Annotated in this window: 22 protein-coding genes; 9 read left to right on the top strand and 13 right to left on the bottom strand. The window is 69.2% G+C overall.

Translation table 11 applies throughout. The features are described from left to right. Nucleotides 1-53: 53 nt before the first annotated feature. From EXE63_RS14655 to EXE63_RS14680, 6 genes are all read left to right on the top strand, one after another. Nucleotides 54-614 carry a Jag family protein gene (locus tag EXE63_RS14655; RefSeq protein ID WP_168142529.1) on the top strand — a complete coding sequence of 187 codons (561 nt, stop codon included), beginning with the start codon at nucleotides 54-56 and terminating at the stop codon, nucleotides 612-614. 69 nt (nucleotides 615-683) lie between these two features. After that, on the top strand, nucleotides 684-1367 hold the full coding sequence (rsmG, locus tag EXE63_RS14660) for a 16S rRNA (guanine(527)-N(7))-methyltransferase RsmG (protein WP_168142530.1): 684 nt from the start codon (nucleotides 684-686) through the stop codon (nucleotides 1365-1367). Beyond that, a complete protein-coding gene (locus EXE63_RS14665) occupies nucleotides 1364-2362 on the top strand; it encodes a ParA family protein (RefSeq protein ID WP_168142531.1) in 999 nt (332 codons plus the stop codon). Before rsmG ends, EXE63_RS14665 begins: the two co-directional genes overlap by 4 nt. A gap of 112 nt (nucleotides 2363-2474) precedes the next feature. Then, entirely contained in the window at nucleotides 2475-3476 is a 1002-nt protein-coding gene (locus EXE63_RS14670) for a ParB/RepB/Spo0J family partition protein (protein ID WP_168142532.1), read from the top strand. Between the two features lie 256 nt (nucleotides 3477-3732). Beyond that, nucleotides 3733-4512 carry an acetyltransferase gene (locus EXE63_RS14675; protein ID WP_168142533.1) on the top strand — a complete coding sequence of 260 codons (780 nt, stop codon included), beginning with the start codon at nucleotides 3733-3735 and terminating at the stop codon, nucleotides 4510-4512. Nucleotides 4513-4568: 56 nt separating this feature from the next. Continuing rightward, the gene (locus tag EXE63_RS14680; RefSeq protein ID WP_168142534.1) at nucleotides 4569-5042 is read left to right on the top strand and encodes a class I SAM-dependent methyltransferase; all 474 of its coding nucleotides are present in this window, start codon (nucleotides 4569-4571) and stop codon (nucleotides 5040-5042) included. Nucleotides 5043-5301: 259 nt separating this feature from the next. Here EXE63_RS14680 and EXE63_RS14685 read toward each other — a convergent pair whose 3' ends face one another. From EXE63_RS14685 to EXE63_RS14720, 8 genes are all read right to left on the bottom strand, one after another. Further along, nucleotides 5302-6486, bottom strand: a complete 1185-nt coding sequence (locus EXE63_RS14685) for an N-acetylmuramoyl-L-alanine amidase (protein ID WP_168142535.1) — start codon at nucleotides 6484-6486, stop codon at nucleotides 5302-5304. 131 nt (nucleotides 6487-6617) lie between these two features. Next, the gene (gene trxA, locus EXE63_RS14690) at nucleotides 6618-6950 is read right to left on the bottom strand and encodes a thioredoxin (RefSeq protein WP_168142536.1); all 333 of its coding nucleotides are present in this window, start codon (nucleotides 6948-6950) and stop codon (nucleotides 6618-6620) included. A 25-nt stretch (nucleotides 6951-6975) separates the two neighbouring features. Beyond that, nucleotides 6976-7938 carry a thioredoxin-disulfide reductase gene (gene trxB / locus EXE63_RS14695; protein WP_168142537.1) on the bottom strand — a complete coding sequence of 321 codons (963 nt, stop codon included), beginning with the start codon at nucleotides 7936-7938 and terminating at the stop codon, nucleotides 6976-6978. A gap of 82 nt (nucleotides 7939-8020) precedes the next feature. Next, nucleotides 8021-8524 carry an RsmA family anti-sigma factor gene (locus EXE63_RS14700; RefSeq protein WP_168142538.1) on the bottom strand — a complete coding sequence of 168 codons (504 nt, stop codon included), beginning with the start codon at nucleotides 8522-8524 and terminating at the stop codon, nucleotides 8021-8023. Nucleotides 8525-8531: 7 nt separating this feature from the next. Beyond that, nucleotides 8532-9128 (bottom strand): RNA polymerase sigma factor SigM, encoded by a 597-nt coding sequence (gene sigM / locus EXE63_RS14705; RefSeq protein ID WP_168142539.1) that lies wholly within the window; start codon nucleotides 9126-9128, stop codon nucleotides 8532-8534. 99 nt (nucleotides 9129-9227) lie between these two features. Next, on the bottom strand, nucleotides 9228-12818 hold the full coding sequence (gene murJ, locus EXE63_RS14710) for a murein biosynthesis integral membrane protein MurJ (protein ID WP_168142540.1): 3591 nt from the start codon (nucleotides 12816-12818) through the stop codon (nucleotides 9228-9230). Continuing rightward, nucleotides 12815-15172: a hypothetical protein gene (locus tag EXE63_RS14715; protein ID WP_234904501.1), complete on the bottom strand. Its 2358-nt coding sequence runs from the start codon at nucleotides 15170-15172 to the stop codon at nucleotides 12815-12817. Before EXE63_RS14715 ends, murJ begins: the two co-directional genes overlap by 4 nt. Continuing rightward, nucleotides 15169-15963: an NUDIX hydrolase gene (locus EXE63_RS14720; protein WP_168142541.1), complete on the bottom strand. Its 795-nt coding sequence runs from the start codon at nucleotides 15961-15963 to the stop codon at nucleotides 15169-15171. Before EXE63_RS14720 ends, EXE63_RS14715 begins: the two co-directional genes overlap by 4 nt. A gap of 109 nt (nucleotides 15964-16072) precedes the next feature. Here EXE63_RS14720 and EXE63_RS14725 point away from each other — a divergent pair, with 109 nt between their 5' ends. Further along, the gene (locus EXE63_RS14725) at nucleotides 16073-17527 is read left to right on the top strand and encodes a CCA tRNA nucleotidyltransferase (RefSeq protein WP_168142542.1); all 1455 of its coding nucleotides are present in this window, start codon (nucleotides 16073-16075) and stop codon (nucleotides 17525-17527) included. Between the two features lie 15 nt (nucleotides 17528-17542). Then, nucleotides 17543-18049, top strand: a complete 507-nt coding sequence (locus EXE63_RS14730; protein WP_168142543.1) for a pullulanase — start codon at nucleotides 17543-17545, stop codon at nucleotides 18047-18049. On the opposite strand, the gene EXE63_RS14735 is transcribed toward EXE63_RS14730, so the two are convergent. The 3 genes from EXE63_RS14735 to EXE63_RS14745 form a co-directional block, all read right to left on the bottom strand. Further along, entirely contained in the window at nucleotides 18033-19238 is a 1206-nt protein-coding gene (locus EXE63_RS14735; protein WP_168142544.1) for an ankyrin repeat domain-containing protein, read from the bottom strand. The two genes, EXE63_RS14730 and EXE63_RS14735, sit on opposite strands and share 17 nt — an antisense overlap. Nucleotides 19239-19368: 130 nt before the next feature. Further along, a complete protein-coding gene (locus EXE63_RS14740; RefSeq protein ID WP_168142545.1) occupies nucleotides 19369-20145 on the bottom strand; it encodes a TIGR03084 family metal-binding protein in 777 nt (258 codons plus the stop codon). 9 nt (nucleotides 20146-20154) lie between these two features. After that, on the bottom strand, nucleotides 20155-21441 hold the full coding sequence (locus EXE63_RS14745; RefSeq protein ID WP_168142546.1) for an MFS transporter: 1287 nt from the start codon (nucleotides 21439-21441) through the stop codon (nucleotides 20155-20157). A 118-nt stretch (nucleotides 21442-21559) separates the two neighbouring features. Here EXE63_RS14745 and EXE63_RS14750 point away from each other — a divergent pair, with 118 nt between their 5' ends. After that, on the top strand, nucleotides 21560-22165 hold the full coding sequence (locus EXE63_RS14750) for a YqgE/AlgH family protein (RefSeq protein WP_168142547.1): 606 nt from the start codon (nucleotides 21560-21562) through the stop codon (nucleotides 22163-22165). Here EXE63_RS14750 and EXE63_RS14755 read toward each other — a convergent pair. Further along, the gene (locus EXE63_RS14755; RefSeq protein ID WP_168142548.1) at nucleotides 22152-22541 is read right to left on the bottom strand and encodes a hypothetical protein; all 390 of its coding nucleotides are present in this window, start codon (nucleotides 22539-22541) and stop codon (nucleotides 22152-22154) included. The genes EXE63_RS14750 and EXE63_RS14755 overlap by 14 nt on opposite strands. 32 nt (nucleotides 22542-22573) lie before the next feature. Beyond that, nucleotides 22574-23566, bottom strand: a complete 993-nt coding sequence (locus tag EXE63_RS14760) for an LpqN/LpqT family lipoprotein (RefSeq protein ID WP_168142549.1) — start codon at nucleotides 23564-23566, stop codon at nucleotides 22574-22576. Nucleotides 23567-23621: the final 55 nt, after the last annotated feature.

Genomic DNA, 23621 nt, shown 5'->3' on the forward strand with positions numbered 1-23621 from the left:
TCGACCCGGGAACCCACCGGGGGCGGACGTGGCGAAGTAAGGAGAACACGGATATGACTGACGCCGAAACCACCGAGCGCACCGAAGCCGCGCCCGAGGACAGCGAGCTGGTTACCGACCCAGCGCCGGACGACGCGCCCACCGAGGACCTCGAAGATCGACTGGTTGCGGAGGGCGAGATCGCCGGTGATTATCTGGAGGAGCTGCTGGACCTCCTGGACTTCGACGGTGACATCGATCTGGACGTCGAGGGCGACCGAGCGGTGGTGAGCATCGACGGTGGTAGCGACCTGAACAAGTTGGTCGGCCGCAAGGGCGAGGTGCTCGACGCCCTCCAGGAACTGACCCGACTGGCCGTCCACCAGAAGACGGGTGAGCGCAGCCGGCTGATGCTGGACATCGCCCGGTGGCGTCGCCGTCGCCGCGACGAGCTGGCGGCGCTGGGCGACAAGATCGCGCAGCGGGTGCTGGAGTCCGGAGAGCGCGAGGAGCTGTCCCCGATGACGCCGTTCGAGCGCAAGATCGTGCATGACGCCGTGGCGGCCGTCGATGGTGTCCGCAGCGAGAGCGAGGGCGCGGAGCCTTCGCGACGCGTCGTCGTGCTGCCAGCGTGAGTCGACTAGTTACACGCTTGTAGTTCGAGCGACAAGTTCAGGGCCGTCGGCCTGGAGCGCAACCGGAGGATGTTTCACGTGAAACATGGCGAACTGAGTCCGGCGCCCCAGTCGGCGGCTCTTTGCTTTGGCGAGAGCTTGGCGGTGGCGCAGCGGTACGGCGAGATCCTCGCCGGGGCAGGAATCGAGCGCGGTCTGCTGGGCCCGTCTGAGGTCGATCGACTGTGGGACCGCCATCTCGTGAACAGCGCAGCCATGGCCGAACTCTTCGAGCCGGGTGAGCGTGTCGCCGACATCGGAAGCGGCGCCGGCCTACCCGGTATACCGTTGGCGATTGCGCGGCCGGATCTGCAGGTCACGCTGATCGAACCGCTGCTGCGTCGCAGCGAGTTCTTGCGAGAAGCGATCGACGAGCTGGGTCTTGACGTCGCGGTGATCCGCGGTCGCGCCGAGGATCGAGCGGTGCGGGATGCGGCGGGCGAAATGGATGCGGTGGTGTCCCGTGCAGTCGCCTCATTGGACAAGTTGTCGCGGTGGAGCCTGCCGCTGTTGCGTGCGGGCGGTCGGATGTTGGCACTGAAGGGGGAACGTGCCGTGGATGAGGTCGAAGAGTACCGGCGGACACTCAGCTCGCTTGGAGCCATAGAGGTGAAGGTGGTGAGATGTGGCGTGAACTTTTTGCAGCCACCTGCCACCGTGGTGGTCGCACGACGCGGAGTGGTTGCCTCGCGACCCGGTAGGAGGAAACGATGAAGTTCGGCAGGGGTAATCGCGGGAGCGCGAGTAATCAGCCGTCCGCCCGCGATGTTCCGAAGAGCGACGTTTCACGTGAAACATGGTCAACCGCGGCAGGAACCTGGAAGGGCGATCAGGCCGCTGACACCCCCATTGCCGCCGAAGCCGAGCGGGCGACCCGGCTGCTGCACAAGCGCCACGGGGAACTGCCGCGCCCCGATCGGCAGCGCGTCTTCACCATCGCCAATCAAAAGGGCGGCGTCGGGAAGACCACCACGGCGGTCAACGTCGCAGCCGCGCTCGCGCTCCAGGGGCTCCAGACTCTGGTGATCGACCTCGACCCACAGGGCAACGCGAGTACCGCGCTGGGTATCGAGCACCGCGAGGGCACGCCATCGTCCTATGAAGTCTTGATCGGTGAGATCCCGCTCGAGACGGCCCTGCAGCGGAGCCCGCACAACGAGCGCCTCTACTGTGTGCCGGCCACCATCGATCTGGCGGGCGCCGAGATCGAACTGGTCAGCATGGTCGCTCGCGAGGGCCGGCTTCGCGCCGCATTGGCGGGACTGAAGGAACACAGCTTCGACTATGTCTTCATCGATTGCCCGCCGTCACTGGGGCTGCTGACCATCAACGCGCTCGTCGCCGCGCCTGAGGTGCTGATCCCGATCCAGTGCGAGTACTACGCACTGGAGGGAGTGGGCCAGCTGCTGCGCAATATCGAGATGGTCAAAGCGCATCTGAATCCCGAACTCGACGTCACCACTGTCGTCCTCACCATGTACGACGGGCGGACCCGACTGGCCGATCAGGTGGCCGAAGATGTCCGGGCGCACTTCGGCGACAAGGTGCTCCGCACCGTGATCCCGCGCAGCGTGAAGGTCTCCGAGGCGCCCGGGTACGGGATGACGATCCTCGACTACGACCCGGGTTCACGTGGAGCGATGAGCTATATCGACGCCAGCCGGGAGATCGCCGAACGCGGCAGAACCAAGGGCGGCCCACGCGAATGAGCAGTAGCGTTCTCGACGGAGCGATCCGGGGAGGGTGCCGAGGGCTGGGCGCGCGGTCGGCCGCCACGTATTTTGGTAGCGAGAGAATCCACATAGGGGGACGGGCAGCATCATGAACCAGGCGAAGAAACGCAGTGGCTTGGGTCGTGGCCTGGCATCCCTGATTCCCACCGGTCCGGCAGAGGGTGAAGCGCTGGGCGGTCCGCGGATCGGCGCGGCCACCGCCGACATTCTGATGGGCGGGGCTCCGGCATCCGCCACCGCCGACGAGGCCCCGGCGTCCGGGGCTTCGGAGTTCGGCGCGGTCTACCGGGAGATCGACCCCGGCCTGATCGACCCTAACCCACGCCAGCCGCGGCAGGTTTTCGATGAGGAAGCACTGGCCGAATTGGTGCATTCCATCCGCGAGTTCGGTGTCATGCAGCCGATCGTGGTGCGCGCGATGCAGGCCGCCGACGGGTTGACCCGCTATCAGCTCGTGATGGGGGAGCGCCGTTGGCGGGCGACCCAGAAGGCAGGTCTGGACACCATCCCGGCGATCGTTCGTGAGACCGCGGACGACAGCATGCTGCGCGATGCCTTGCTGGAGAACATCCATCGGGCTCAGCTGAATCCGTTGGAAGAGGCGGCGGCCTATCAGCAGCTGCTCGATGAATTCGGTGTCACCCACGACGAACTGGCAACGCGCATCGGTCGCTCCCGGCCGCTGATCTCCAACATGATTCGCCTGCTGCGCCTGCCGATCCCGGTGCAGCGCCGGGTGGCGGCAGGTGTGTTGTCGGCGGGTCACGCCCGCGCGCTGCTGTCGCTGGAGGGTGGTCCGGAGAAGCAGGAGGAGTTGGCGGCACGGATCGTGGCGGAGGGTCTGTCGGTGCGCGCCACCGAGGAAGCCGTCACCCTGGCCAACCGTAATGGTCCGAGCGATCCGCCGTCGCCGCGGCGCAAGCCGATTCAGATGCCGGGTCTGCAGGACGTTGCTGAACAACTCTCCACGGCCTTCGACACCCGGGTCACCGTCAGTTTGGGCAAACGCAAGGGCAAGATCGTGGTGGAGTTCGGCTCGGTCGACGATCTGCAGCGCATCGTCGAACTGATGAACTCCGCGAAGCAATAGAGGTCACGAAATGGCCGATTCCGCGTTGCACGCGCAGGACCAGAGACACAGGCGAATTACGTCACTGTGACACTGAATCCGCGGAAGGTCGCTGAGATATCGGGTCGGAGAGGAGATGTCATGCGTAACAACAGCTTTGATGTCCAACACCGGTTCGACGAACTTAGCCAGGCTCGGTGGGCCGAGCGGAGTGCATTCTCCTATCCTGGAGTGGCATCCGTGCGCGCCGGAACCATGTGAAGGTTGGGGAGTCCAAGTGTCAGCCCGAATCAGCCCGCTGCGGCTCGAGGCATTCGAGCAGTTGCCAAAGCATGCGAGGCGATGCGTGTTTTGGGAAGTCGATCCCTCGACCCTGCGCGGTGATGACCAGCTTGCCGATCCCGAGTTCGAGAAGGAAGCGTGGCTGTCGATGGTCATGCTGGAGTGGGGATCGTGCGCCCAGTTGGCCATCCGGGGTGCGGCCGAACCGGGGGAGCGGAATCCTGACCGCCCGGAGGTCTTCAGTGACGAATCCTGTCTCGGCTACGTCTTCTACGCACCGCCCGGTGCGGTACCGCGGGCCCGGAAGTTCCCGACCGGACCGGTCAGTGCCGATGCCGTCCTGCTGACCTCGATCGGTTTGGAATCCGCCGACGACGGCGACAACCTCTCACGCGGTCTGATCACCGCGGTGGTGGCCGATCTGGTGCGCCGAGGCGTTCGCGCGCTCGAGGCATTCGGGCGCACGGCGCTGGTGGAGGATCTGTGTCCGGACTCCGGCGTCCCGTCCGATCTGGAGCAGGTGATCGAGGTGCTCGGCGACTGTTCGGCCGGCCAGTGCATCATCCAAGCAGACCTACTCATAGACATGGGTTTTGAGGTAGTTGCACCGCACCCCTACTTCCCACGTCTGCGGCTCGAGCTCGAGCAGGGACTGGGCTGGAAGGCCGATGTCGAGGCAGCTCTCGAGCGTCTGCTGGAGAGTGCGCGGCTGCAGGCGCCGGTGGGGGCGGGGTCACCGGCACTCGCTGTGTTCGCGCCGACCAGTACCAGATAGGACTGCGCCGCTTCCTCTTTGGCGGCGGCGGGTCGCGATCCGTAGGCTCGGCCCCGGTGGATGAGAATTGGGACAGCCTCGCAGACTGGTACGTCGCCCTTGTGCGCGGCGGATCGGCAATGCACGAGTTCTCGCGGGATATCCTTCTGGCGGAGTTGCCCAGCGACCTGTCGGGGGCACCCGTTCTCGACGTGGGATGTGGGGAAGGTCTGCTCACCCGGGCACTGGCCGTTCGCGGCGCGATCGTCACCGGGGTGGATCCGGCGGTGCGGATGATCGGTCATGCTCAACGCACCGAAACCGTCGATCCGCTAAACGTCCGTTACCGAGTCGATGATGGATCCACCCTGTCCACCGTTGCCGAGGCCTCGGTCGAATGGGTAACTGCCGCACTGTCGCTCAACAACATCCCGGACCTCAACCCGGCTTTCACCGCGATTAACCGGGTCCTCAGGCCAGCGGGTCATCTCGTCTTCACCGTCCCGCACCCCTGCTTCGACGCACCCAACGCATCCTCGGACGTAACCTAGGGAACGCTACGGAGACGGGTCGGCGATTATCTGGCGGAGGGGTTCTGGAGGTCCGGCCATCCTGGCAGCGTGCGCAGAGCAGGCAACTACCACCGCATGGTGTCGACATATCTCCGGACCCTGCTGGCAACCGGGTTCCGGATCGAATCGATCAGGGAGCCGGCTCCGACGCCGGCCGTCCTCGAATCGCACCCGCACCGCGGCGAGCTGCCGCCCTTCCTACTCGTTCATGGCATCGCGAACTGAGGGAGAGGGACGGTCAGCGGCCGGCTTGCTCGACCGACAGCTCGTGGGCGAGCAGTTCGGCGAAGGTGAAGGTGCCGGTCGGCCGGTCGTTCTTGCCGAGCAGATAAAGCCGCTTCACCGCGGCCAACATGCCTTCGGCGATCGCATCGCGAGACTGGCTGGTGGCCAGTAGGGCCCGGTCCTGCGGGTTGGTCACATAGCCCAAATCGACCTGGACAGTGGGCATCCGGGTCAGCCGCAGTAGATCCCAGGTGCGGCCATGAACGCGGCAATCGCTGGATCCGGTGCGCGCCACCAGCTCTCGTTGAATGAAGTCTGCGAGGTTGCGACCGATGGTGGACACCGAGCCGTGCGAATTGCCGAAGTGGAACGACGCCAAGCCATTTGCCGACGGGCTCTGGTGGCTGGTGCAGCGCAGGCTGATCATCAGGTCTGCACCAACGGTATTGGCGGTTGCGGCGCGTTCGGCGTCGGTCGGGCAATGCCCGGCGGGCCGGGACAGGAAGGTGTCCATCCCGATGGCTGTCATCCGGCCTTCGAGCCGGCTCGCCAAGTCCCACAGGATATCTGCCTCACTGAGCGGGCCTTCGGGACCTTGGACGATGGCACCGATGTCATCCCCGCCGCGGCCCGGATCGATGATCACCCGCTTTCCGGACAGCCGCGGGCCCGAGCTGCGAACCAGCTCTTCCTCGCGGATCGCGTGCGGAGATCCGCCGGTCACCCGGGAACCCAGGAAGTACAACGACCGCAACGTTTCCGGGCCGCAGATGCCGTCCGGAAACAGCCCGTACTCGCGCTGGAAGAACATCAGCGAGTTATGAGTCTGCAGGCCGAAGTGACCGTCGACCAGCCCGGTGTAGAAGCCGAGATCCTGAAGGCGGGCCTGCAGGGTGGCGACGTCGTCGCCGTACATCGGTGCACCGAACTGGTGCGACAGCGTGCGGGCGCCGAGCTGGTAGGAGGCCTCGCGCAGTGCACGCGCGGTCGCCTCGCCCACCATGCCGTCCACCAGCAGACCGCGCTGCTGCTGGAACGCGCGAACGGCGTGGTCGAGATCGGCATCGAAGACGTCCACCGCGACGTGCCTGCCGGTGCTCAGGTCGGCATCGGGGCTGTTGATAAGCCCCAGACCCGCCAGTGCCGACCTGATCTCGATGACCGCGCTTCCCCGGTCGCCGCGACGCAGAATCGACATACCTGGCCTTTCAGACACGCTGCACCGCCCACAGGACGCCGACGGTTGCAGTTCGGACTGTCAGTATTGTCTCAGATGCCCGCGAAAATCCGGAAAACCCGAGGGTGTGATTCGGACGAGTGCGGCCGCCGTCAGGCGTGCTCGGCGATCTCCCGGAGCAGGGCGGCCTTACCCTTGGCTCCGACGATACGTTTGACCGGTGCACCATCCTTGAACAGGATCAATGTCGGGATCGAGACCACCTGGAAGTCGCGCGCGGTGGCCGGATTCGCGTCCACGTCGAGCTTGACCACCTTGAGTTCACCGGCCTTCTCCGCGGCGATCTCTTCGAGGACCGGAGCGATCATCTTGCACGGGCCGCACCAGGTGGCCCAGAAATCGACCAGCACCGGCGTGGAGCTGGTCAGCACGTCCTGGGAGAAGGAGTCGTCGGTGACGACGGCGGTTGCGGAGTACTCGGTCATCGGATGTTCCTAACTGGAGTGGGGTCTAATCTTCTGTCGGAGCGGGGAATTCGGTGAGCCAACGCTCGGCGTCGATGGCCGCCGCACAGCCCGACCCGGCGGCGGTGATGGCCTGCCGGTAGGTGTGGTCCACCAGATCACCTGCGGCGAACACGCCTTCCAGCGAGGTCGCGGTGGTCCGGCCCTGGACCTGCACGTATCCGTCCTCGTCGACCTCGACCTGTCCGCGGACGAGGTCCGAGCGGGGGATGTGGCCGATCGCCACGAACACGCCGGTCACCGCCAGCTTCGATTCCTCGCCGGTCACGGTGTCCTGCAAGCGAATTCCGGTGACCTTCGGGTCACCCTCGATCTCGGTGATGGCGGTGTTGGTCAGGAAGGTGATCTTCTCGTTGGCCTGGGCGCGGTCCAGCATGATCTTGGACGCGCGGAACTCCTCGCGACGGTGGATCAGCGTGACGCTGCGGGCGAACTTGGTGAGGAAGATCGCTTCTTCCATCGCCGAGTCGCCGCCGCCGACGACCGCAATATCCTGGTCGCGGAAGAAGAATCCGTCACAGGTGGCACAGGTGCTCACACCCATGCCGATGCGTTCCATCTCTCCGGGCGCGCCGAGTTGGCGGGCCGCAGCGCCCATCGCCAGGATCACCGATCGGGCGCGGTGAGTCTCGTCACCGACGGTCACCGTCTTGATCGAACCGGTGAGGTCGACGGCGTCGACGTCTTCCATCCGCAGATCGGCACCGAAGCGCAGTGCCTGCTCGCGCATCTCTTCCATCAGATTGGGACCGGTGATGCCTTCGCGGAACCCCGGGTAGTTCTCCACCTCGGTGGTCGTCATCAACGCGCCACCGAACTGGATGCCCTCGAACACCAGCGGACGCAGTTGGGCCCGCGCGGTGTACACCGCCGCGGTGTACCCGGCCGGGCCGGAGCCGATGATGATCACGTCGTGAATGGGGGACGTGACCTCAGAAGTGGTGGACATCCTGGCTATCCCAGCCTTTCTGCCGTTTACACGGCCGTCTGTTCAAACATCAGGGTAGGCCCGGGTGTTCCCGGCTCGCTTGCTAGGGCCGGGCCAACTCCGTCCGGGCCAGCGCCCCGGTGCCGGCCACCGGACAATCCGGCGCCACCACCACCGCGATGACCGCCGAGGGGTCCTGGGCGGGCAGCACCAGCAGCACCGCCGGACGCGCGCTCATCGACACCGGTGCGGCACCCAGGATGCGGGTCTCGGGCAGGTCGTTCAGGCTGTTCAGGCAGGCCTGAGGGTCGACAAGCGGTCCCAGATCGGGCGGGCGCCGCAGCAGCGCAAGGATCTGCGGGTCGGTCAGCGGCATCGAGGGCGAACGCGCGGTGAGGTGACGCGCGCTGGTCTCCGGTACCCGGGCGGTACCCGGCTCGGCGGCGCCACCGCCGTCGGACACGGCGTACAGCCCGATCCCGAGGCCCAGTACCGCGGCCAACGCGCCCGTGACAGCGGCCACCTGGCGCCAGCCCAGCGCGGGCCGGTTCTGCCGGTGGTGTCCGCCCCCCGGGGGAACCACCCGGTGGGGCGCGTTGCGCTGCACACATCCATCATCGCGCGGCGACGCTCGATTCGGCCGCAGCCACCGGCGCGCACAGGTGGCCCAGCGTGGTGGCCAGCTTGGTCCTGGCACGCGCGCGCCGACTCTTCACCGTGCCCTCGGGCACGCCCAGCATCCGGGCCGCCTCGGCGACCGAGAAGCCCTGCATGTCCACCGCCACGATGGCCGCCCGTTGTTCGACCGGTAGCCGCATGAGCGCCAATTCGACGACGATGGCGGTATCCACCCCAGGCGCCGGATCGCCGACCGATCCGGCGGACGTCATCACCTCCAGCGGCGTCGTCGGACGCGCCTTGTGCCGGCGCAGCCGGTCCAGGCAGGCATTCACCACGATGCGGTAGAGCCAGCTGCTCACCGAGCAATCGTGCCGGAACTTCGGCGCGCCGCAGTGCGCGGACAACATCGCGTCCTGCAGGGCGTCGCGGGCGTCGTCGGGGCATCGGATGGTGATCCGCGCCAGCTGGTAGAGCTGCGGCTGATATCGGTTGAACAGCTCCTCGAACGCGAAGCGGTCGCCGGCGACATGCGCCGCCAGCAACTGCTCATCGGTGCGATCGTGCCCCGAGCGTCCCCCGAAACTCCCCACCTGCCGAACACTATGGCCGGCAGCGCACCTGTCTCGGCACCTCTTTCCGGCGGCACGCTGAACAGCGGGTTTGCGGTGCCGGGGCTGGGGATAACGTCGTCAGGACCCGGATCGGAGCGTGATCTCGGAGATATCGGAGCGGCTCTTGCCGTCCACCGTGCCCAACGTGGAGATCCACACCAGCACATACGGGGTGGCCTCGGGATTGGCGATCTCGATGGTGTTGGAGCCCGTCTTCAGCGTCGTCGGATCGGTCAGCGCGGTGGTGTCCTCGAGGGCGGCCGGGTTGGCGCTGTCCGAACCCCGGATCTGGACGGCGGTGCCGGTGCTGGAGACGTCGAGGGTGACCGACGCGATCGCGGTCGGCCTGGGCAGCTGCAGCATCAGTCCGACGCCGTTCTTGAAGCCGGGGAACGGGGCGGGATCGGAGTAGGTGTCCGTCGGCCACACGGTCGACGGATTCCCGTCGATCGCCAGGCCCGCATCCGCGGGTGCGTCGGCCTCACCCTCGGGGGAGTACACCGTGGCACGCACCGGTTTGACGGTGTTGCCCGACTCGGCTTCGGCCGAGGTGCTCGGATTGTTCAACCCGAGCTCGTCGCGGTCCAGCCCGCCCCCGACATCGCCGAAAATGCGGCTCAGCACGGTCGCGAGGACCACCAGGGCGACCACCACGACGACACCGCCGGCGGCCAGGCCGATGATCATGCCCTTGCGGCGGCGCGCGGCCGCCTCCGGATCGGTACCGCCGGGGCCCAGTCGGGCCGCCGACGGGGCGGGCGGTTCGTCGACCGGTGCGATGAACTCGGTGCGGTCGGCGACCGCGGTGGCCTGCTGCAGCAGGTTCAGCAGGGTGGGGGCGCTGCGGATGCCGCCCTCCTCCTGCACGGCGCGTGCCGCCGCGGCCGAGATCTGGAACGGGATGTTCCCGTCGACCGACTGAGGTTCCACGGGCTGGCCCGCCGCGTTGAGATCGGCGGCCTCCAGCCCACTGTGCAGACCGGACTCGGCCAGCGGCCACCGATTGATCAGCAGCGCGTACAACGACGCGCCGATCCCGCGGATGTCGTCCTCGGGAGTGGCGTCGGGCAGGGTCGCGGGGAAGGCGAGCACCACATCGCCCTCGATGCTCACGCGGACCCGGCTCGGGTCGTCGATGGACAGCGCGACGCCGGCGCGGTGTGCGGCCTCGGCGGCGGCGGCCAGCGACTGGATCGCCCGGGCACCGCCGATGGGTGACGGCGAAGTCTCGGCGACTTCGGCCAGCGATCCGCCGCGGATCCACTCCGCGACCACCAGCCCACCCGAACCGGTGCGTGCGACGTCGAGCACGCGGGCGATTCCGGTGGTCTCCACCTTGGACAGCCGCATCGTGCGGGTGAGGATCTCCTGCAACTCGCTGTCGGGCAGGACGGCGTCGGGGTCGACGAAGGTCAATGCGACCTGTCGGTCCAGCGCGGTGTCCAGGGCGTGCCAGAACTGCAGATGCGGCGGGCCGCCGTGGAACACCAGCAGCCGGTAGCGTCCGGCGGCGATGGTGGCGCCGGGGATGAGGTGGATGTCCTCGTCGGCGGTGGCCGCCTCCAGCGGGGGCTCGTGCGGGGGATCGAATCCCAACGGTGCTCGGGTGGGGTCGCCGCCGTAGTCGGCGGGCGGCCGGGTGCTGAAGCCGCCGGTGTCCGGCTGGAAGTCACCGGCCGAGGGTCGCGAATCGGGGGTCAGGGGGATGCGTGTCGTCGCCCCGGGCTCGGGGTCGGATTCGGGTCGCGCACCTGCCCCGGGCGCCGAACCGCTGACGGGTTTATCGCTCACCGCTGGTCCTTTCGGCATCTGCTGCTGCGCAATCCCCGCGTGCGGTCCGTACCGGCGGGCAGCCGGGGGGCGTGGAGGCCGCATCGGATGCGAATTGCTCCGATCAGAGTACGTGACAGGCCGGTCACCAGGCCTGGAAGTCGGGGGTGTGACCACCGTGGCGCCGCCCGGCAGTCGGCGCCGGATCACCGCCCCCACCGCGAGCGCGTCGGGCACCTTGGCCGCCCACAGCACGCCGCCCAGGATCGGCAGCATGATCACGCCGAGCACGATCAGTCGCAGCAGCGAACCGAGGCCGCCGCCGTGCTCGGTCAGCGACTCGAGTCCGAGCAGTTGGTCGACGATGTGGGCGGCCAGGCCGGCGATCATCGAGGCGACGATCGTGACCAGGATGGTGCGCACGACGTCGAGGCTGATCATCTTCCCGCCTGGGGGGTTCAGGTTCGCCCGTAGGACCAGGTAGCCGATGGTGGCGCCGGCCAGGAAGCCCAGCCCGTTGGCCAGCCCCAGGTATCCGGCGACCATGCCCGGATCCGAGACGAGATGCGGTACGGCGACCGATGCGGCGATCTTCACCGCGGTGATCACCAGGATCAGCACGATCGGCGTCCACGGCTGTTGGCGCGCGTAGAACACCCGCAGCTGCAGCAGCACCAGGGTGTAGGGGATCAGGGTGAACGCGGACAGCGAGATCGCCATCCCGAGGTAGCCCGCGTCGGTCTGGCCGAAGTTGCCGTAGGAGAACAGGGCGCTGCCGATGGCCGGGCCGCCGACGGTCATCATCGCGACGATCGGGATGAGCGTCAGCATGGTCAGCCGGGTCGCGAGGTTCAGATCGGCCAGCACCGCGGGACCGTCGTCGGCGGCGGCGTTGCGGGACAGCCGCGGCATCACCACCGTCAGGACCGTCACTCCGATGATGCCGAACGGCAGCTGCAGGATGAGCCAGGTGTAGTTGTAGATCGCGGGCCCGGAAGCCGACGCGGCGCTGGCGATCTGGTTGCCGACGATCAGGCCGATCTGGCTGATGAGCACATAGAGCACCATCGCCAGCGCCATCATGCCGAACTGCTTGAGCCGGTCGTCGATACCCCACAGCGGGCGCAGGCTGATGCGTTCCCGGCGGATCGCCAGGATCAGCACCAGCGCCTGAGCCACCACGCCGAGGGTGGTGCCGATGCCGAGCACGAGCAACTTGGCGTTGCCCATCTCGACGGGGTCGATGGACAGCTCGCCGGGTACCAGCAGATAGACCGCGAGCGTCAGGATCGCGACGATGTTGTTGAGCACCGGGGCCCAGGCGGGCGGTCCGAACACGTTGCGGGTGTTCAGGATTGCCATGTACACCGAGGACAGTCCGTAGAAGACGACCTGGGGGAGCAGCAGGTAGGCGAACGCGGTGGTCAGCGGCCGGTTCACCAGCGGATCGCTGCCGAGCATCAGATCCACCAGCAGTGGTGCGGCCGCCACCGACAGAATGGTCGCGACGATGAGCAGCGCGGTGGCCAGGGTGACCAGGCGCCGCACGAACGCGGTCCCACCGTCGGGGTCGTCGCGTTCGGCGCGCGCCAGGATCGGCACGAAGATCGCGGTGAACGTCGCCTCCAGCACCAGGGCGGCGATCAGGTTCGGCAGCTGGTTGGCCACCGTGAACGAACTGAGCAGCGGCCCGCCGAGGATGAGTGCCAGCAGCACCATCCGGGCGAACCCGGTGAGCCTGCTGACCAGGGTGGCCAGCGCCATCCCCCAGGACCGGGACACCACCGCGGAGTCCGAGAGCTCTTGACGGGGCTGCCGTGCCGTCGGGTCCTGGTCGCGGGGACCACCGGCCCGGCGCCGGGTCTCGTGCCCACGCGGTACCCGTTGTGGAGCGTTCATCGCGGCTCGTCGCCGGGGCGGGCGCGTTCGGAGCCGTGGGCCAGCGCGGTGTCCAGCGGATCGGGCCGTCGGGTCGGTGGGGCCAGGTCCGCGCGGTCGGGTTCGCCGCGGAACCGGTGCCAGAGCCGCCGGCCTACCAGCAGAGCCAGGATCGCGCCGCCGGTCAGCGTGATGAAGAACAGCACCTTGCCGTAGGCGTTGGAATGCACCGACAGCCGGACCGGATCACCGAGCGGCAGTCCGTCGGCGGTGCTCAGGTTCACATCCACGGCGAACCGCTGGGTGAAGTGCACCTCGATCGGCACCCGCAGCGGCAGAAACCCCGGCGGCAATTCGATCTCGCCGGGATCGGTCACCGTCATGCCGGGCGGGGCGGCGATGTGCAGCCGGACCCGGATCGGGACGGGCAGGTCGTTGCGCAGGGCCAGCGGCAGCGGGCTGCGTTCGGTGGCCAGGGTGTAGGAGCCGCCGGGATTCACCACGGTGACGGCCCCGAAGAGATCTGCGACGGTGCGGCTCACGGTCGAAAGACGTTGTTGGGCGGCGGCGTTGCGCTCATCGCCGGGTACCGACTGGCTCAGCGCGCGCAGCATGTCCTCCCGCAGCGGGGCGGTGTACTGGATGCCGGTCAGGCCGGTGCGCTGATCGACGGTCAGCGCCGAGGTCAGGCCCCAGAGCCTGCCGGTGATGGCGGCGATGCCGGACGTCACACCGTTGTCGAACCGGTCGGCGGGTTCGCCGGCGGGTGGGGAGGGCGCTGCGGGCGCGGGTGGCGCGGTGCGCGGTGTCTCGACGATCACCGCGCGCAGCGGTCGTGGATAGGCCAGGCCGGCCCCGATGGCGGTCGCCACCGAGGTCAGCACCCGCTGCGCCTCATCGGGATCGAGGTCCCAGGTCAGCGGCGGCACCACGATCTGGGTGCGGGGTTCGGTCCCGGGGGCCAGGCCGCGCCACAACAGTGACCCGATCGCGTTCTGCAGCCGGACCGCCCGTGAGTCGTGCCGCAGCGGGATACGCAGGGCGTCATCGAGGTAACTCGGGGTGATGGGCGCGCCGCCGGCACCGGCCAGCGCGGCCGCCAGGCCGGGGTCGAACGGGGCGGTGACGACGTCCAGGGAGTTGCGTTGCGGGGCGAGGTCTGCGGCACTGGCGGCCAGCGGGGCGGGAGCCACCGCGACCGTGGGGCCCTGCGCGCCGAGCAGCGAGACCGCGGCGGGGGTCAGCGGTCCGTCACCGATGAGGGTGGCGCCGCGTACCGAACGCACCCCGAGAATCTGGTCGACGATGTCGGCGGCCCCGCGGGTGGCGACGGTGCTCAGGCCGGTGTCGCCGACGCGTTGGAGGGCGTCGAGGTCGGCCTGGGCGTAGACGGTCGCGGTGACGCAGGTGCGCTGCGCCAGCGCCCGGAGCCGGCTCAGCCAGTCGACGGCGGCCTCCTGGCCGTTCCCGGGACGGGTGGGTGCGTTGAGGCCGCCGTTGGGGTCGTCGCTGACCACATAGCCGTTCGTCATCGCGTTGACGGTGATCAGCAGGTCGGGGTCGACGGCCAGGCACAGGGCGTCTCCCAGGGCGCCCTCGTCGTCGACCTGGGCGCTGGTGGCGAAATCCGCTGCCGACAGCAGCGTGTCGAGCCGCCCGCCGGACGCCAGCGAGGTGGCCAGGTCATCGTCGAGCAGGCGGACCGGGGTGGTCCCGCCTGGGATCCCGGCCGCGAGCCTCGGACGGTCGGCCAGCGGCCACAGCATCGTCATCGCCACCGGTCGGGACGTGTCCGGCGGTACCACCGCACTCACACCTTCGGCATCCCCGGTCACGGGGTCGGGCGGGACACCGAGGACGGGGAGCAGGAAGCGGGCATCGTCGAGCCGGGCGGGAGCGCCGTAGTCGGGGGTGCCGTTGACGTTCACCAACAGCGGGTAGATGCCCGGCTCCTCGATCTGCAGCGACGGCTCCTGGGTTCCGCGCACCGGGTAGGACAGCGTGAACGGCACCTCCTGGCCGCGTTGCAGCTCGGTGGACAGGGTGATGAAGGGCGCGACGGCCGCGTACTGGTCGAGGTTTCCGGACAGATTGGTGCGCAGCCCGGCCGACGCGGTGACCGCGGGTGCGTGTTCGAGACGCACCACCACGTCCCGTACCGGCCGGTCGCCGATGTTGCGGACGGTGCCGGCGACGGTGACGATCGCGCCGGTGGTGGTCGTGACGGTGTCGGGGCTGACCCGGTCGATCCGCAGCTTCAGGAACGTGGTGGTTCCCGGTTCGCCGGCGGCGGCGCGCGGCAGCAGCGCGGGGGTCGCGAAGAGCAGCAGCAGTACGGCGGCGGTGAGGACGCGGAGCACCCTCGCGGAACTCACTGGGCCGGACCGCAGCCGTTCGCACGCCGGGGCGGTGATTCCTCGGGGCGACGGTTGCGGGTGTGCGAATGGGTCTGCGGGCGCCGCCGCGGCGAACTGTGCGGCAGCGGCGGCAACGCGCCCTCACCGTCGGTGTGCAGTTTGTCGATGAGCTCGCCGGCCACCACGGCCAGGCGGCGTTCGTCGGCATAGGCCAGCCGGGCCGGCAGGTCACGCAGCGGAACCCAGGCCACCTCGGTGACCTCCATGTCCTCGTCGGAGAGGTCACCGCCCAGGAATCGCATCAGGTAATGGTGCACCGTCTTGTGGACGCGTCGGCCTTCGGTCACGAACCAGTAGTCGATGCTGCCCAGCGCTGCCAGCACGCTGCCTTGCACGCCGGTCTCCTCGGCGACCTCGCGGACGGCGGTCTGCTCGGCAGTCTCACCGACCTCGATATGTCCCTTGGGCAGCGACCACAGCATGCGACCGCGTCGGTCGATCCGGCCGATCAATGCCGCGACCTGGGTGTCCTTCGGCCCGTCGAGACCGTCGATGACGAGCCCGCCTGCGGAGGTCTCGTGCACGGTGCGCAGCCGTTCGGGAGCGCGCCTGGAGGGCCGGGGCTTGCGGTTCTGGCCGGGCTTGGCCGGCTGACCGGCGCGCTCGGAGGCCACCTGGTCGGATGACGAGTTGGCCTTTTCCCCCGAGGAAGTGGCGCGTTCGGCGTCGGCTTCGGGCGGACCGGCAGCGCGACGGCCGCGGCGACGCCTCCGGCGCCGTCGCGGCTTGGCCTTATCACCGTCCGACACTTAAGCGATAGTAGTTGCCGCAGGTTTACCTGCTCGCCACACGCGCCGGTCGTGGCCGTGCTGTCGCCGGGTCGTTACCAGGCTGGGAGACCGATTAGGCTCACCGAACGTGCCGACCGACCCGACCCATGACGCAGCCGACGCCGAACTGCTGGCGGGGGCCTGGGTTGCGCTGAACAGCTACGGCGATGTGCTCCGCGATATCGGAGCGGTGTTCGCCGCCGCCGGCCACGAGCTGTACCTCGTGGGCGGCAGTGTCCGCGACGCGTTGCTGGGGCGGCTGTACTCGGATCTCGACTTCACCACCGACGCCCGTCCCGAACAGATGCAGAAGCTGCTCCGCGGTTGGGCGGATGCGTTGTGGGACACCGGAATCGAATTCGGCACCATCGGCGTGGGCAAGGCTGGGCACCGATTCGAGATCACCACGTTCCGGGCCGACAGCTATGACCAGGTGTCGCGCAATCCGCAGGTCCGTTTCGGCGACACGCTCGAGGACGACCTGGTGCGCCGCGACTTCACCGTGAACGCGATGGCGGTGCGGATCACCGCGGCGGGCCCGGCCGAGTTCCTCGATCCGCTGGGCGGGCTGGCGGCCCTGCGTGACCGCGTGCTCGACACCCCGTCGGCCCCGCAGGTGTCCTTCGGCGATGATCCGCTGCGGATGCTGCGGGCGGCGCGATTCGTGTCACAGCTCGGGTTCGCGGTGGCGCCGCGGGTGCTGGAGGCGCTGCTGGAGATGGCGCCACAGCTGGGCCGGATCACCGCGGAGCGGGTGGCCGCCGAGCTGGACAAGTTGCTGCTGGGTGCCGATCCGGTGGCCGGCGTCGACCTGATGGTGCAGACCGGACTGGGTGCGGTGGTGCTGCCGGAGGTCGGCGAGATGCGGATGGCCATCGACGAGCATCACCAGCACAAGGACGTGTACTGGCATTCGCTGACGGTGCTGAAACAGGCCATCGATCTGGAAGTTCCCGGAGAGCCGGATCTGGTGCTGCGATGGGCAGCCCTGCTGCACGACATCGGCAAGCCCGGCACGCGGCGCCACGAACCCGACGGGGGAGTCAGCTTCCATCACCACGAGGTGGTCGGCGCGAAGATGGTCCGCAAACGGATGCGGGCGCTGAAGTACTCCAAGCAGATGGTCGACGACGTGTCGCAGTTGGTGTATCTGCATCTGCGCTTCCACGGATACGGCGACGGCCGGTGGACCGACTCGGCGGTGCGCCGCTACGTCACCGACGCGGGTCCGCTGCTGGACCGGCTGCACAAACTGGTCCGTGCCGACTGCACCACCCGCAACAAGCGCCGGGCGGCGCGGCTGCAGGCCAACTACGACGAGCTCGAGGCACGCATCGCCGAGCTGGCCGCCAAGGAGGATCTGCAGCGGGTGCGGCCCGACCTGGATGGCAACGCCATCATGGAGATCCTCGGTATCCCGCCGGGCCCGCTGGTCGGCAAGGCGTGGAACCACCTCAAGGAGCTCCGGCTGGACCGCGGGCCGCTCGACCATGACGAGGCGATCGCCGAACTTCACAGCTGGTGGAACGCGCAGCAGTCCTGATGCGTCTGAACAGGCATGGACTATTGCCTGGGTGACGGCGCCGGCGGCGCGCAGATCTGGACCGCCGACCCGACCATCGATGTGGACGGAGACGGGGTGCTCGACGCGATTGGGCTGGACCTCGACGGGGACGGCCGCCCCGATGACGCGTTGGCCGATCTTGACGCGAGCGGGTTGGCCGATCACGCGGTGCACGACCGGGACGGCCCGGCGCCGGCCTACTTCACCGATGACGGATCGGGCACCTGGGCGGTGGCGATCGACCGGGCCGGACAGCTGCGCTGGTTCGGCCTGGACGGGGTGGAGGCGACCGGCGGCCCCATGGTGGATTTCGACGGGGACGGCCACACCGATGACCGGCTGCTCGACGTCGACGCCGACGGGCTGGCCGACCGGGTGCTCGGCCACCGCGACGGGACGGCTACCGCCTATGCCGATCGCGACGGTGACGGCACCTGGGATGTGCAGTTCACCGATACCGACTCCGACGGCACCGCGGACTCGGCTACCGATCTGAGGTGAGTCGCAGCAGCTCGGCCGCCTCGTCCTGGTAGGCGTGCTCGGCCCAGCCCTGCGGTGTGGCGTCGAACCGGCCGTCGCGCAGGGTCGGGTCCGCACCGGCGTCGAGCAACTGCCGGATCAGGGTGAGGTCACCGGACCACGCGGCGTGGTGCAGGGCGGTGGCGCCCTCGGCGTCGCGGGCGTTGGGCTGATCGGGGAGTCGGGGTATCACGGGATCGGCACCCGAGATGTCGATACCGTGCCGGGCGAGCAGGGCCAGCCGGTCGGTGAAGCCGTTCTCGGCCGCCCAGGACACCTGCCGCTGCCACATCTGTGCGCGGCTCTCCATCGCCTCGCCGAGCCGCCGTTCCCACGGGCTCGGACCCGCGTCGGCGAGACCGTGGGCGAACAGCAGCTCCAGGTGCGAGTCGTCGGGCCGGAACATCCGGTTGTAGAGGGTCTGCTGATCGACCGGATGAGCCCCGCGGCGCAACAGCAGCTCGGCCAGGTCGGCGGCGAGCGGATGCCGGGGCTGCCGGCGAGGCCCTTGTTCACCTTCGCCGAACACCCCGGTCAGCACGGTGAACGGGGTCGCCATCCCGCGCCACAGGTAACCGGCGTTCGGGTCGGCGCCGGCGTCGAGCAGCAGCGCGGCCGCGGCCAGGCTGTCGTGTTGCGTCGTTCGTGCGTATGCCAGATACATCAACGGGACCCAGCCGTGTGGACCGCCGGTGGCCCCGGCCAGTGCGGGGTCTTCGCGCAACAGGGCCGACAGCGCGCGTGGATCTGCTGCCGCGGCGGCGGCCCACACGTGGTGTGCGGTCAGGCCGGGTTCGGCGCGCAGGAGTGCGGCGGCCGCCTGCCGGCGGGGTGGGGCATCGGCCTCGTCATAGCGCAGCGTGGCCAGCGCGCAGAACCGGTCGGCCGGGTCGGCGGCGGTCTCGTCGAACCGGGCCGGGTCGACGCTCAGTTCCGCGGCGGCCTCGAGGTAGTGCACGAGTGCGGGCCACCCGCTGAAGCCGTACTTACGGGCCACGGTGAGGTGCGCATCGTGCAATGCGAAGCGATCGCGGCGCAGTGCGGTGTCGGGTTGTGGATGGTGCTCGCGGACCAGTGCCAGTGCGGCCGGCTCGGAGACGCCACGCTGCAGGCGCCGGGCTTCATCACGCAGCCGGGTCAGCGAGGGATTGTCGGGTAGCGAACTGGCCATGACGGCCTCCTCTCGAGAGCCCGTCGTCCGCGATGCCGGGCCGAGAAGAGGTCATCGAGTGGCAACTGCAGCAGGGAGGCTGAGCCTCTTCGAGCGGACGTCGGGCGGTCCTGCGCGCCCGACTGGGATGCTACTCCCGGCCCGCCCCCGGGGGGCCGGCGAACGCCTGCGCAATGGTCAGCCATTTCTGCGCATCGGGGCCGACGGCTACCACGTCGAGTTCGCGTGGCGGCCTGCGCTGGGTGACCAGCATGCAGAAGTGCTCGGCCGACCCCGTCACGGTCTGGGCGGCATCCTCGGGTCCCCACGACCACAGCTCGCCGTCCGGACCGCTCAGTTCCACGTGAAACAACTCCGCCGGGGGAGTGAGCCCGTGCACGGTGAAAGCGAAATCTCTTGTGCGCACGCCGATATGGGCAACCGAGCGCAGCCGGGCGGTGGGCGGCCGCCGGACACCGAGTGCGTCGGCGACATCCAGCCCGTGCGCCCAGGTCTCCATCAGCCGTGCCGTGGCCATCGACGGGGCGCTCATCGGCGGGCCGAACCAGGGCAGCTTGCGGCCGTCGGCGACGCTCAGCAGCGCGTCGTGCAGCGCCGCCCGGTCACGCCGCCAGGAGGTGAGCAGCTCCGCGGGCGGGGTGAGCGCCAGTTCCTCGGCGCCGGCGTCGACGAACCCGAGTGGATCCTTGGCCGCCGCACCGAGCACCGCGGCGAACGCGTCCTCATCGGTGACGGACTTCAGCGACACCCGGTCGGTCCACCACAGGTGGGCGATCTGGTGCGCGACGGTCCACCCGGGGGCCGGCGTCGCGGTCTGCCAGCCGGCCTCGGGCAGGTCGGCCACCAGGGTGTCCAGGGCATCGCTCTCGGCGCGCAGATCGGCCACCATCGGCTCGGCTCCAGCCATGGCTGAACTCTAAACCGGGGATGCCCGCCGTCCGATACCGGCGTGCGCGGCGAAGCCCAGCAGATAGAGCACCGACCCGGCCAGCACCAGCGGCACCGACCGCCCGTCGGCCGGGATCACCATCGCCGCTCCCGCGATGGCGGCCACGAACGTCACCCAGAACAGGGCGTCCTGGACGGTGAAGACATGACCGCGCAGCGCGTCGTCCACATCGATCTGCATGGCGCTGTCCGCGCACAGTTTCACCATCTGCCCCGCCGCGCCCAGCACGAACCCGCAGCCGATCATCACCGGCAGGTACAGCCACGCGGCGAACAGCTGGACCACCGCGGCCAGCAGCAGCGCGCCGTTCGCGGTGCGGTATCGACCCCAGCGCCCGACTGCCGCCGGCGTGAGCACCGTGGACAGAAACGACCCGGTACCCGTCGCGGCGACGAAGACCACCGCCGTGCCCAGTCCGAGGCCGGCGACCTCATGGTCGCCGGTGTGGCGGACGATCACCAGCACCAGCAGTGTGTTGATCCCGAACACCATCCGATGCGCGGCCAGCCCGCTGAGCGTGGCGGCCACCGTCGGGACCGCGGCGACCGTCCGGATGCCGTGCACCCAGCCGGTGGACACCGCGTAGGCGGCCGACCCGTGCACGGCGCGGGCGCTGTCGTCGGGGCCCAGCACATGGGGGGAGAAGCGCACCGACAGCCCCAGCGCGAGAGCCACGGGTACGGCGGCCAGGAAGATCACCGCCGAGGCGCCGGCGTCGTCGGCGCCGAGCAGCCAGCGCGGCAGCAACATGAAGTTGGCGCCCACGAACGTTGCCAGCGCGCCCGTGGCGGTCGCCACCGAGTTCATCGTCAGCACCTTGTCGCGGGGCACCACGTGCGGCAGCGCGGCCGACAGGCCGGAGGACACGAAGCGGGTGAACCCGTTGACGATGAGCGCGCCGAACAGCAACACCAGATCGCCCGAGCTGACCGCCAGCGCCGCCCCGACCGCGAGCACCAGCAGCAGCCTGCCGATGTTGGCGCCGATCAGGACCAGGCGCCGGTCCCAGCGGTCCAGCAGCGCCCCGGCAAACGGGGCCAGGGCCGAATAGGGCAGGAAGAGCACGGCGAATGCACCGGCGATCGCCCACGGATCGGCGGCGCGTTCCGGGTTGAACAGGATGGCCCCGGCCAGCCCGGCCTGGAACAGTCCGTCGCCGAACTGGCTGACCGCCCGCAACTCCAGCAGTCGCCGGAACTCTGGCAGACCGCGTACGGCCTGCCAGGTTCCCGGCGGATTGCGGGTGTCAGTCATCAGATCAGATCCTGTCCGGGCCGGGACTGCGATCGGCACCCGAATCAACAGTACAAATATCTCGGCGGGCCGCTTGTTGTTCGCCGCTGCACGGGGCTGCTGGTGACATGATGGACCAGTGGGACAGCCCGAGGAACCGGAGGATCATGTCACTCCGACGGCACCGCGTGTGCGCGCCGGAACCCTGTTGCTCGCCGACACCGACCTGCTCGAACCGACGTTCCGGCGCAGCGTCATCTACATCGTCGAACACAACGAGGGCGGCACCCTCGGGGTGGTGCTCAACCGACCCAGCGAGACCGCCGTGTACAACGTGCTGCCGCAGTGGGCCAAGCTGGCGATCAAGCCTAAGAGCATGTTCATCGGTGGGCCGGTGAAGCGTGATTCGGCGCTGTGTCTGGCGACCGTGCGGGTCGGGGTGGACATCGCCGGGTTGCCGGGCGTGCGGCATGTGCAGGGCCGCATCGTCATGGTCGATCTGGACTCCGATCCCGACCAGATCGCCCCGGCGCTCGAAGGGGTACGGATCTTCGCGGGGTACTCCGGGTGGACCACCGGCCAACTGGAGGGTGAGATCGAGCGCGACGACTGGATCGTGCTCTCGGCACTTCCCTCGGATGTGCTCGTGGAACCGCGGGTCGATCTGTGGGCCCGGGTGCTGCGCCGTCAGCCGCTACCGCTGTCGATGCTGGCGACGCACCCGATCGACCTCAGCCGCAACTAGAGCGACCGGCCGAATCGGCGGGCGACAGGGTGCACGACACACAGGACCCGGCGCAGCCGCCGCCCTCCTCGCGTCGGGCCTCCTGCTGAGCCTCCTTGGCAGCGACCACCTTTGCGCTTTGCCAACAGCCGGCCGCGACGGTGCCGACCGCCCCGATGACGCAGACCACCAGCACCAGCACACCCATCGAGGCGGGTGCCGACAGCGCGACGACACCGCCGGCCGCCAGCATGGCGGCGGCGGCGAACTGGGTGGGCGCGACGGCGCGCAGCACCTGGCGCACCGGGTCGGCCGCGTACGGACGGTTCAGTGACCAGGTGGCAACACCGGCGGTCGCCACTGCCACGCACAGGCAGAGCACCGCGGCGATGAGCATCTGCCAAGGATACGAGGCAGCGTGGGCAGCGGTCAGCCGGGGAGGCCGATTCCCGGTGCGGCGGCCGGGGCGAGCGCCGCGAGGGGGGATGTTCCCGCCATGCTGACCGGAACGGTGGCACCGGCCGCGGGTGCGGCGGCGGGAACGGCAGGCGTCAGCGCGGCCGGGGCCGGCGCGGGTGCCGCGACGGGTGCGGCCACCCGGAACCCGTTGACGATGGCATCGGTGGCGGGTGCGGCGGCGACCGACTGCGATTCGGCGGTCGTCACCGACAGCGACACCAGGTAGCGATCGGTACCCGAGGTCGCGACGATATGGCGCCGCGAGGTGTTCAGCGTCATGTTGTTCTCACGGAAGGTGCCCTCGATGATCGAGGTGGGCACCCCGCCGATCTCGGCGATCGATCCGCCGGTGGCTCGCCACGCGGTGAGCTGCTGACTGTCGACGAAACCGTGCCGGATGGCCTCGCGGGGATCGAAATCGCCGACGAGCTTGTACACCACCACCTGCGCGTTCGACGTGTAGAGCCCGTCGCCGCCGACCCGGTCGGCGATCACCGCGAAGGCGTCGGGGACATTCGGGTCGGGGACCTGGGTCCAGCCGGTGGGACGGGGCAGCACGATGTTCAGTGCGGTGAACCCGCTCGGGGTCTGGGGCTCCATCGCCACATTCCTGCTGGACAGGTAGTCGCGGATGGTGCCTGCCGGGTTCGGTGACAGCGGCACGGACACCGGGCGGGGGACGGCAGCGGTGGTGGTGGTGCCGGGCGGCACGGCGGCCGGCAGCGCGCCGGCGCCCGAGGCCGGTACGGCGGCGGGCCCGACGGGCTGCGAGGGCCCGGGGACGGCGGGTGCGGCCTGCGGGGTGACGGTCACGGTCTGGGTGACGGTGGCGGGGCCCGGTGGCGACGGCTGCGGAGCGAGCGGCTCGGCGGCGGCGGTCGGGCCGGTCAGCCCCACCACACCGGCAAAACCGGCGACGGTCCCCGCGAGCAGAATCCGCCAACGGTACGAGGTCTCGTTCATCTGACGCCGGTCCTTCCGATTAGCACGTGCCTGGGTCAGGGGCCGACTGTAACCA

This window comes from Mycolicibacterium frederiksbergense (assembly GCF_012223425.1).
GTDB classification, from domain to species: Bacteria; Actinomycetota; Actinomycetes; order Mycobacteriales; family Mycobacteriaceae; genus Mycobacterium; species Mycobacterium frederiksbergense.

Excerpts from the sequence above, each read along its gene's own strand:
- EXE63_RS14655 (WP_168142529.1), top strand. The coding sequence starts at position 54 with ATGACTGACGCCGAAACCACCGAGCGCACCGAAGCCGCGCCCGAGGAC.
- rsmG (WP_168142530.1), top strand. The coding sequence starts at position 684 with ATGTTTCACGTGAAACATGGCGAACTGAGTCCGGCGCCCCAGTCGGCG.
- EXE63_RS14665 (WP_168142531.1), top strand. The coding sequence starts at position 1,364 with ATGAAGTTCGGCAGGGGTAATCGCGGGAGCGCGAGTAATCAGCCGTCC.
- EXE63_RS14670 (WP_168142532.1), top strand. The coding sequence starts at position 2,475 with ATGAACCAGGCGAAGAAACGCAGTGGCTTGGGTCGTGGCCTGGCATCC.
- EXE63_RS14685 (WP_168142535.1), bottom strand. The coding sequence starts at position 6,486 with ATGTCGATTCTGCGTCGCGGCGACCGGGGAAGCGCGGTCATCGAGATC.
- trxA (WP_168142536.1), bottom strand. The coding sequence starts at position 6,950 with ATGACCGAGTACTCCGCAACCGCCGTCGTCACCGACGACTCCTTCTCC.
- trxB (WP_168142537.1), bottom strand. The coding sequence starts at position 7,938 with ATGTCCACCACTTCTGAGGTCACGTCCCCCATTCACGACGTGATCATC.
- murJ (WP_168142540.1), bottom strand. The coding sequence starts at position 12,818 with ATGAACGCTCCACAACGGGTACCGCGTGGGCACGAGACCCGGCGCCGG.
- EXE63_RS14730 (WP_168142543.1), top strand. The coding sequence starts at position 17,543 with ATGGACTATTGCCTGGGTGACGGCGCCGGCGGCGCGCAGATCTGGACC.
- EXE63_RS14735 (WP_168142544.1), bottom strand. The coding sequence starts at position 19,238 with ATGGCCAGTTCGCTACCCGACAATCCCTCGCTGACCCGGCTGCGTGAT.
- EXE63_RS14740 (WP_168142545.1), bottom strand. The coding sequence starts at position 20,145 with ATGGCTGGAGCCGAGCCGATGGTGGCCGATCTGCGCGCCGAGAGCGAT.
- EXE63_RS14745 (WP_168142546.1), bottom strand. The coding sequence starts at position 21,441 with ATGACTGACACCCGCAATCCGCCGGGAACCTGGCAGGCCGTACGCGGT.
- EXE63_RS14755 (WP_168142548.1), bottom strand. The coding sequence starts at position 22,541 with ATGCTCATCGCCGCGGTGCTCTGCCTGTGCGTGGCAGTGGCGACCGCC.
- EXE63_RS14760 (WP_168142549.1), bottom strand. The coding sequence starts at position 23,566 with ATGAACGAGACCTCGTACCGTTGGCGGATTCTGCTCGCGGGGACCGTC.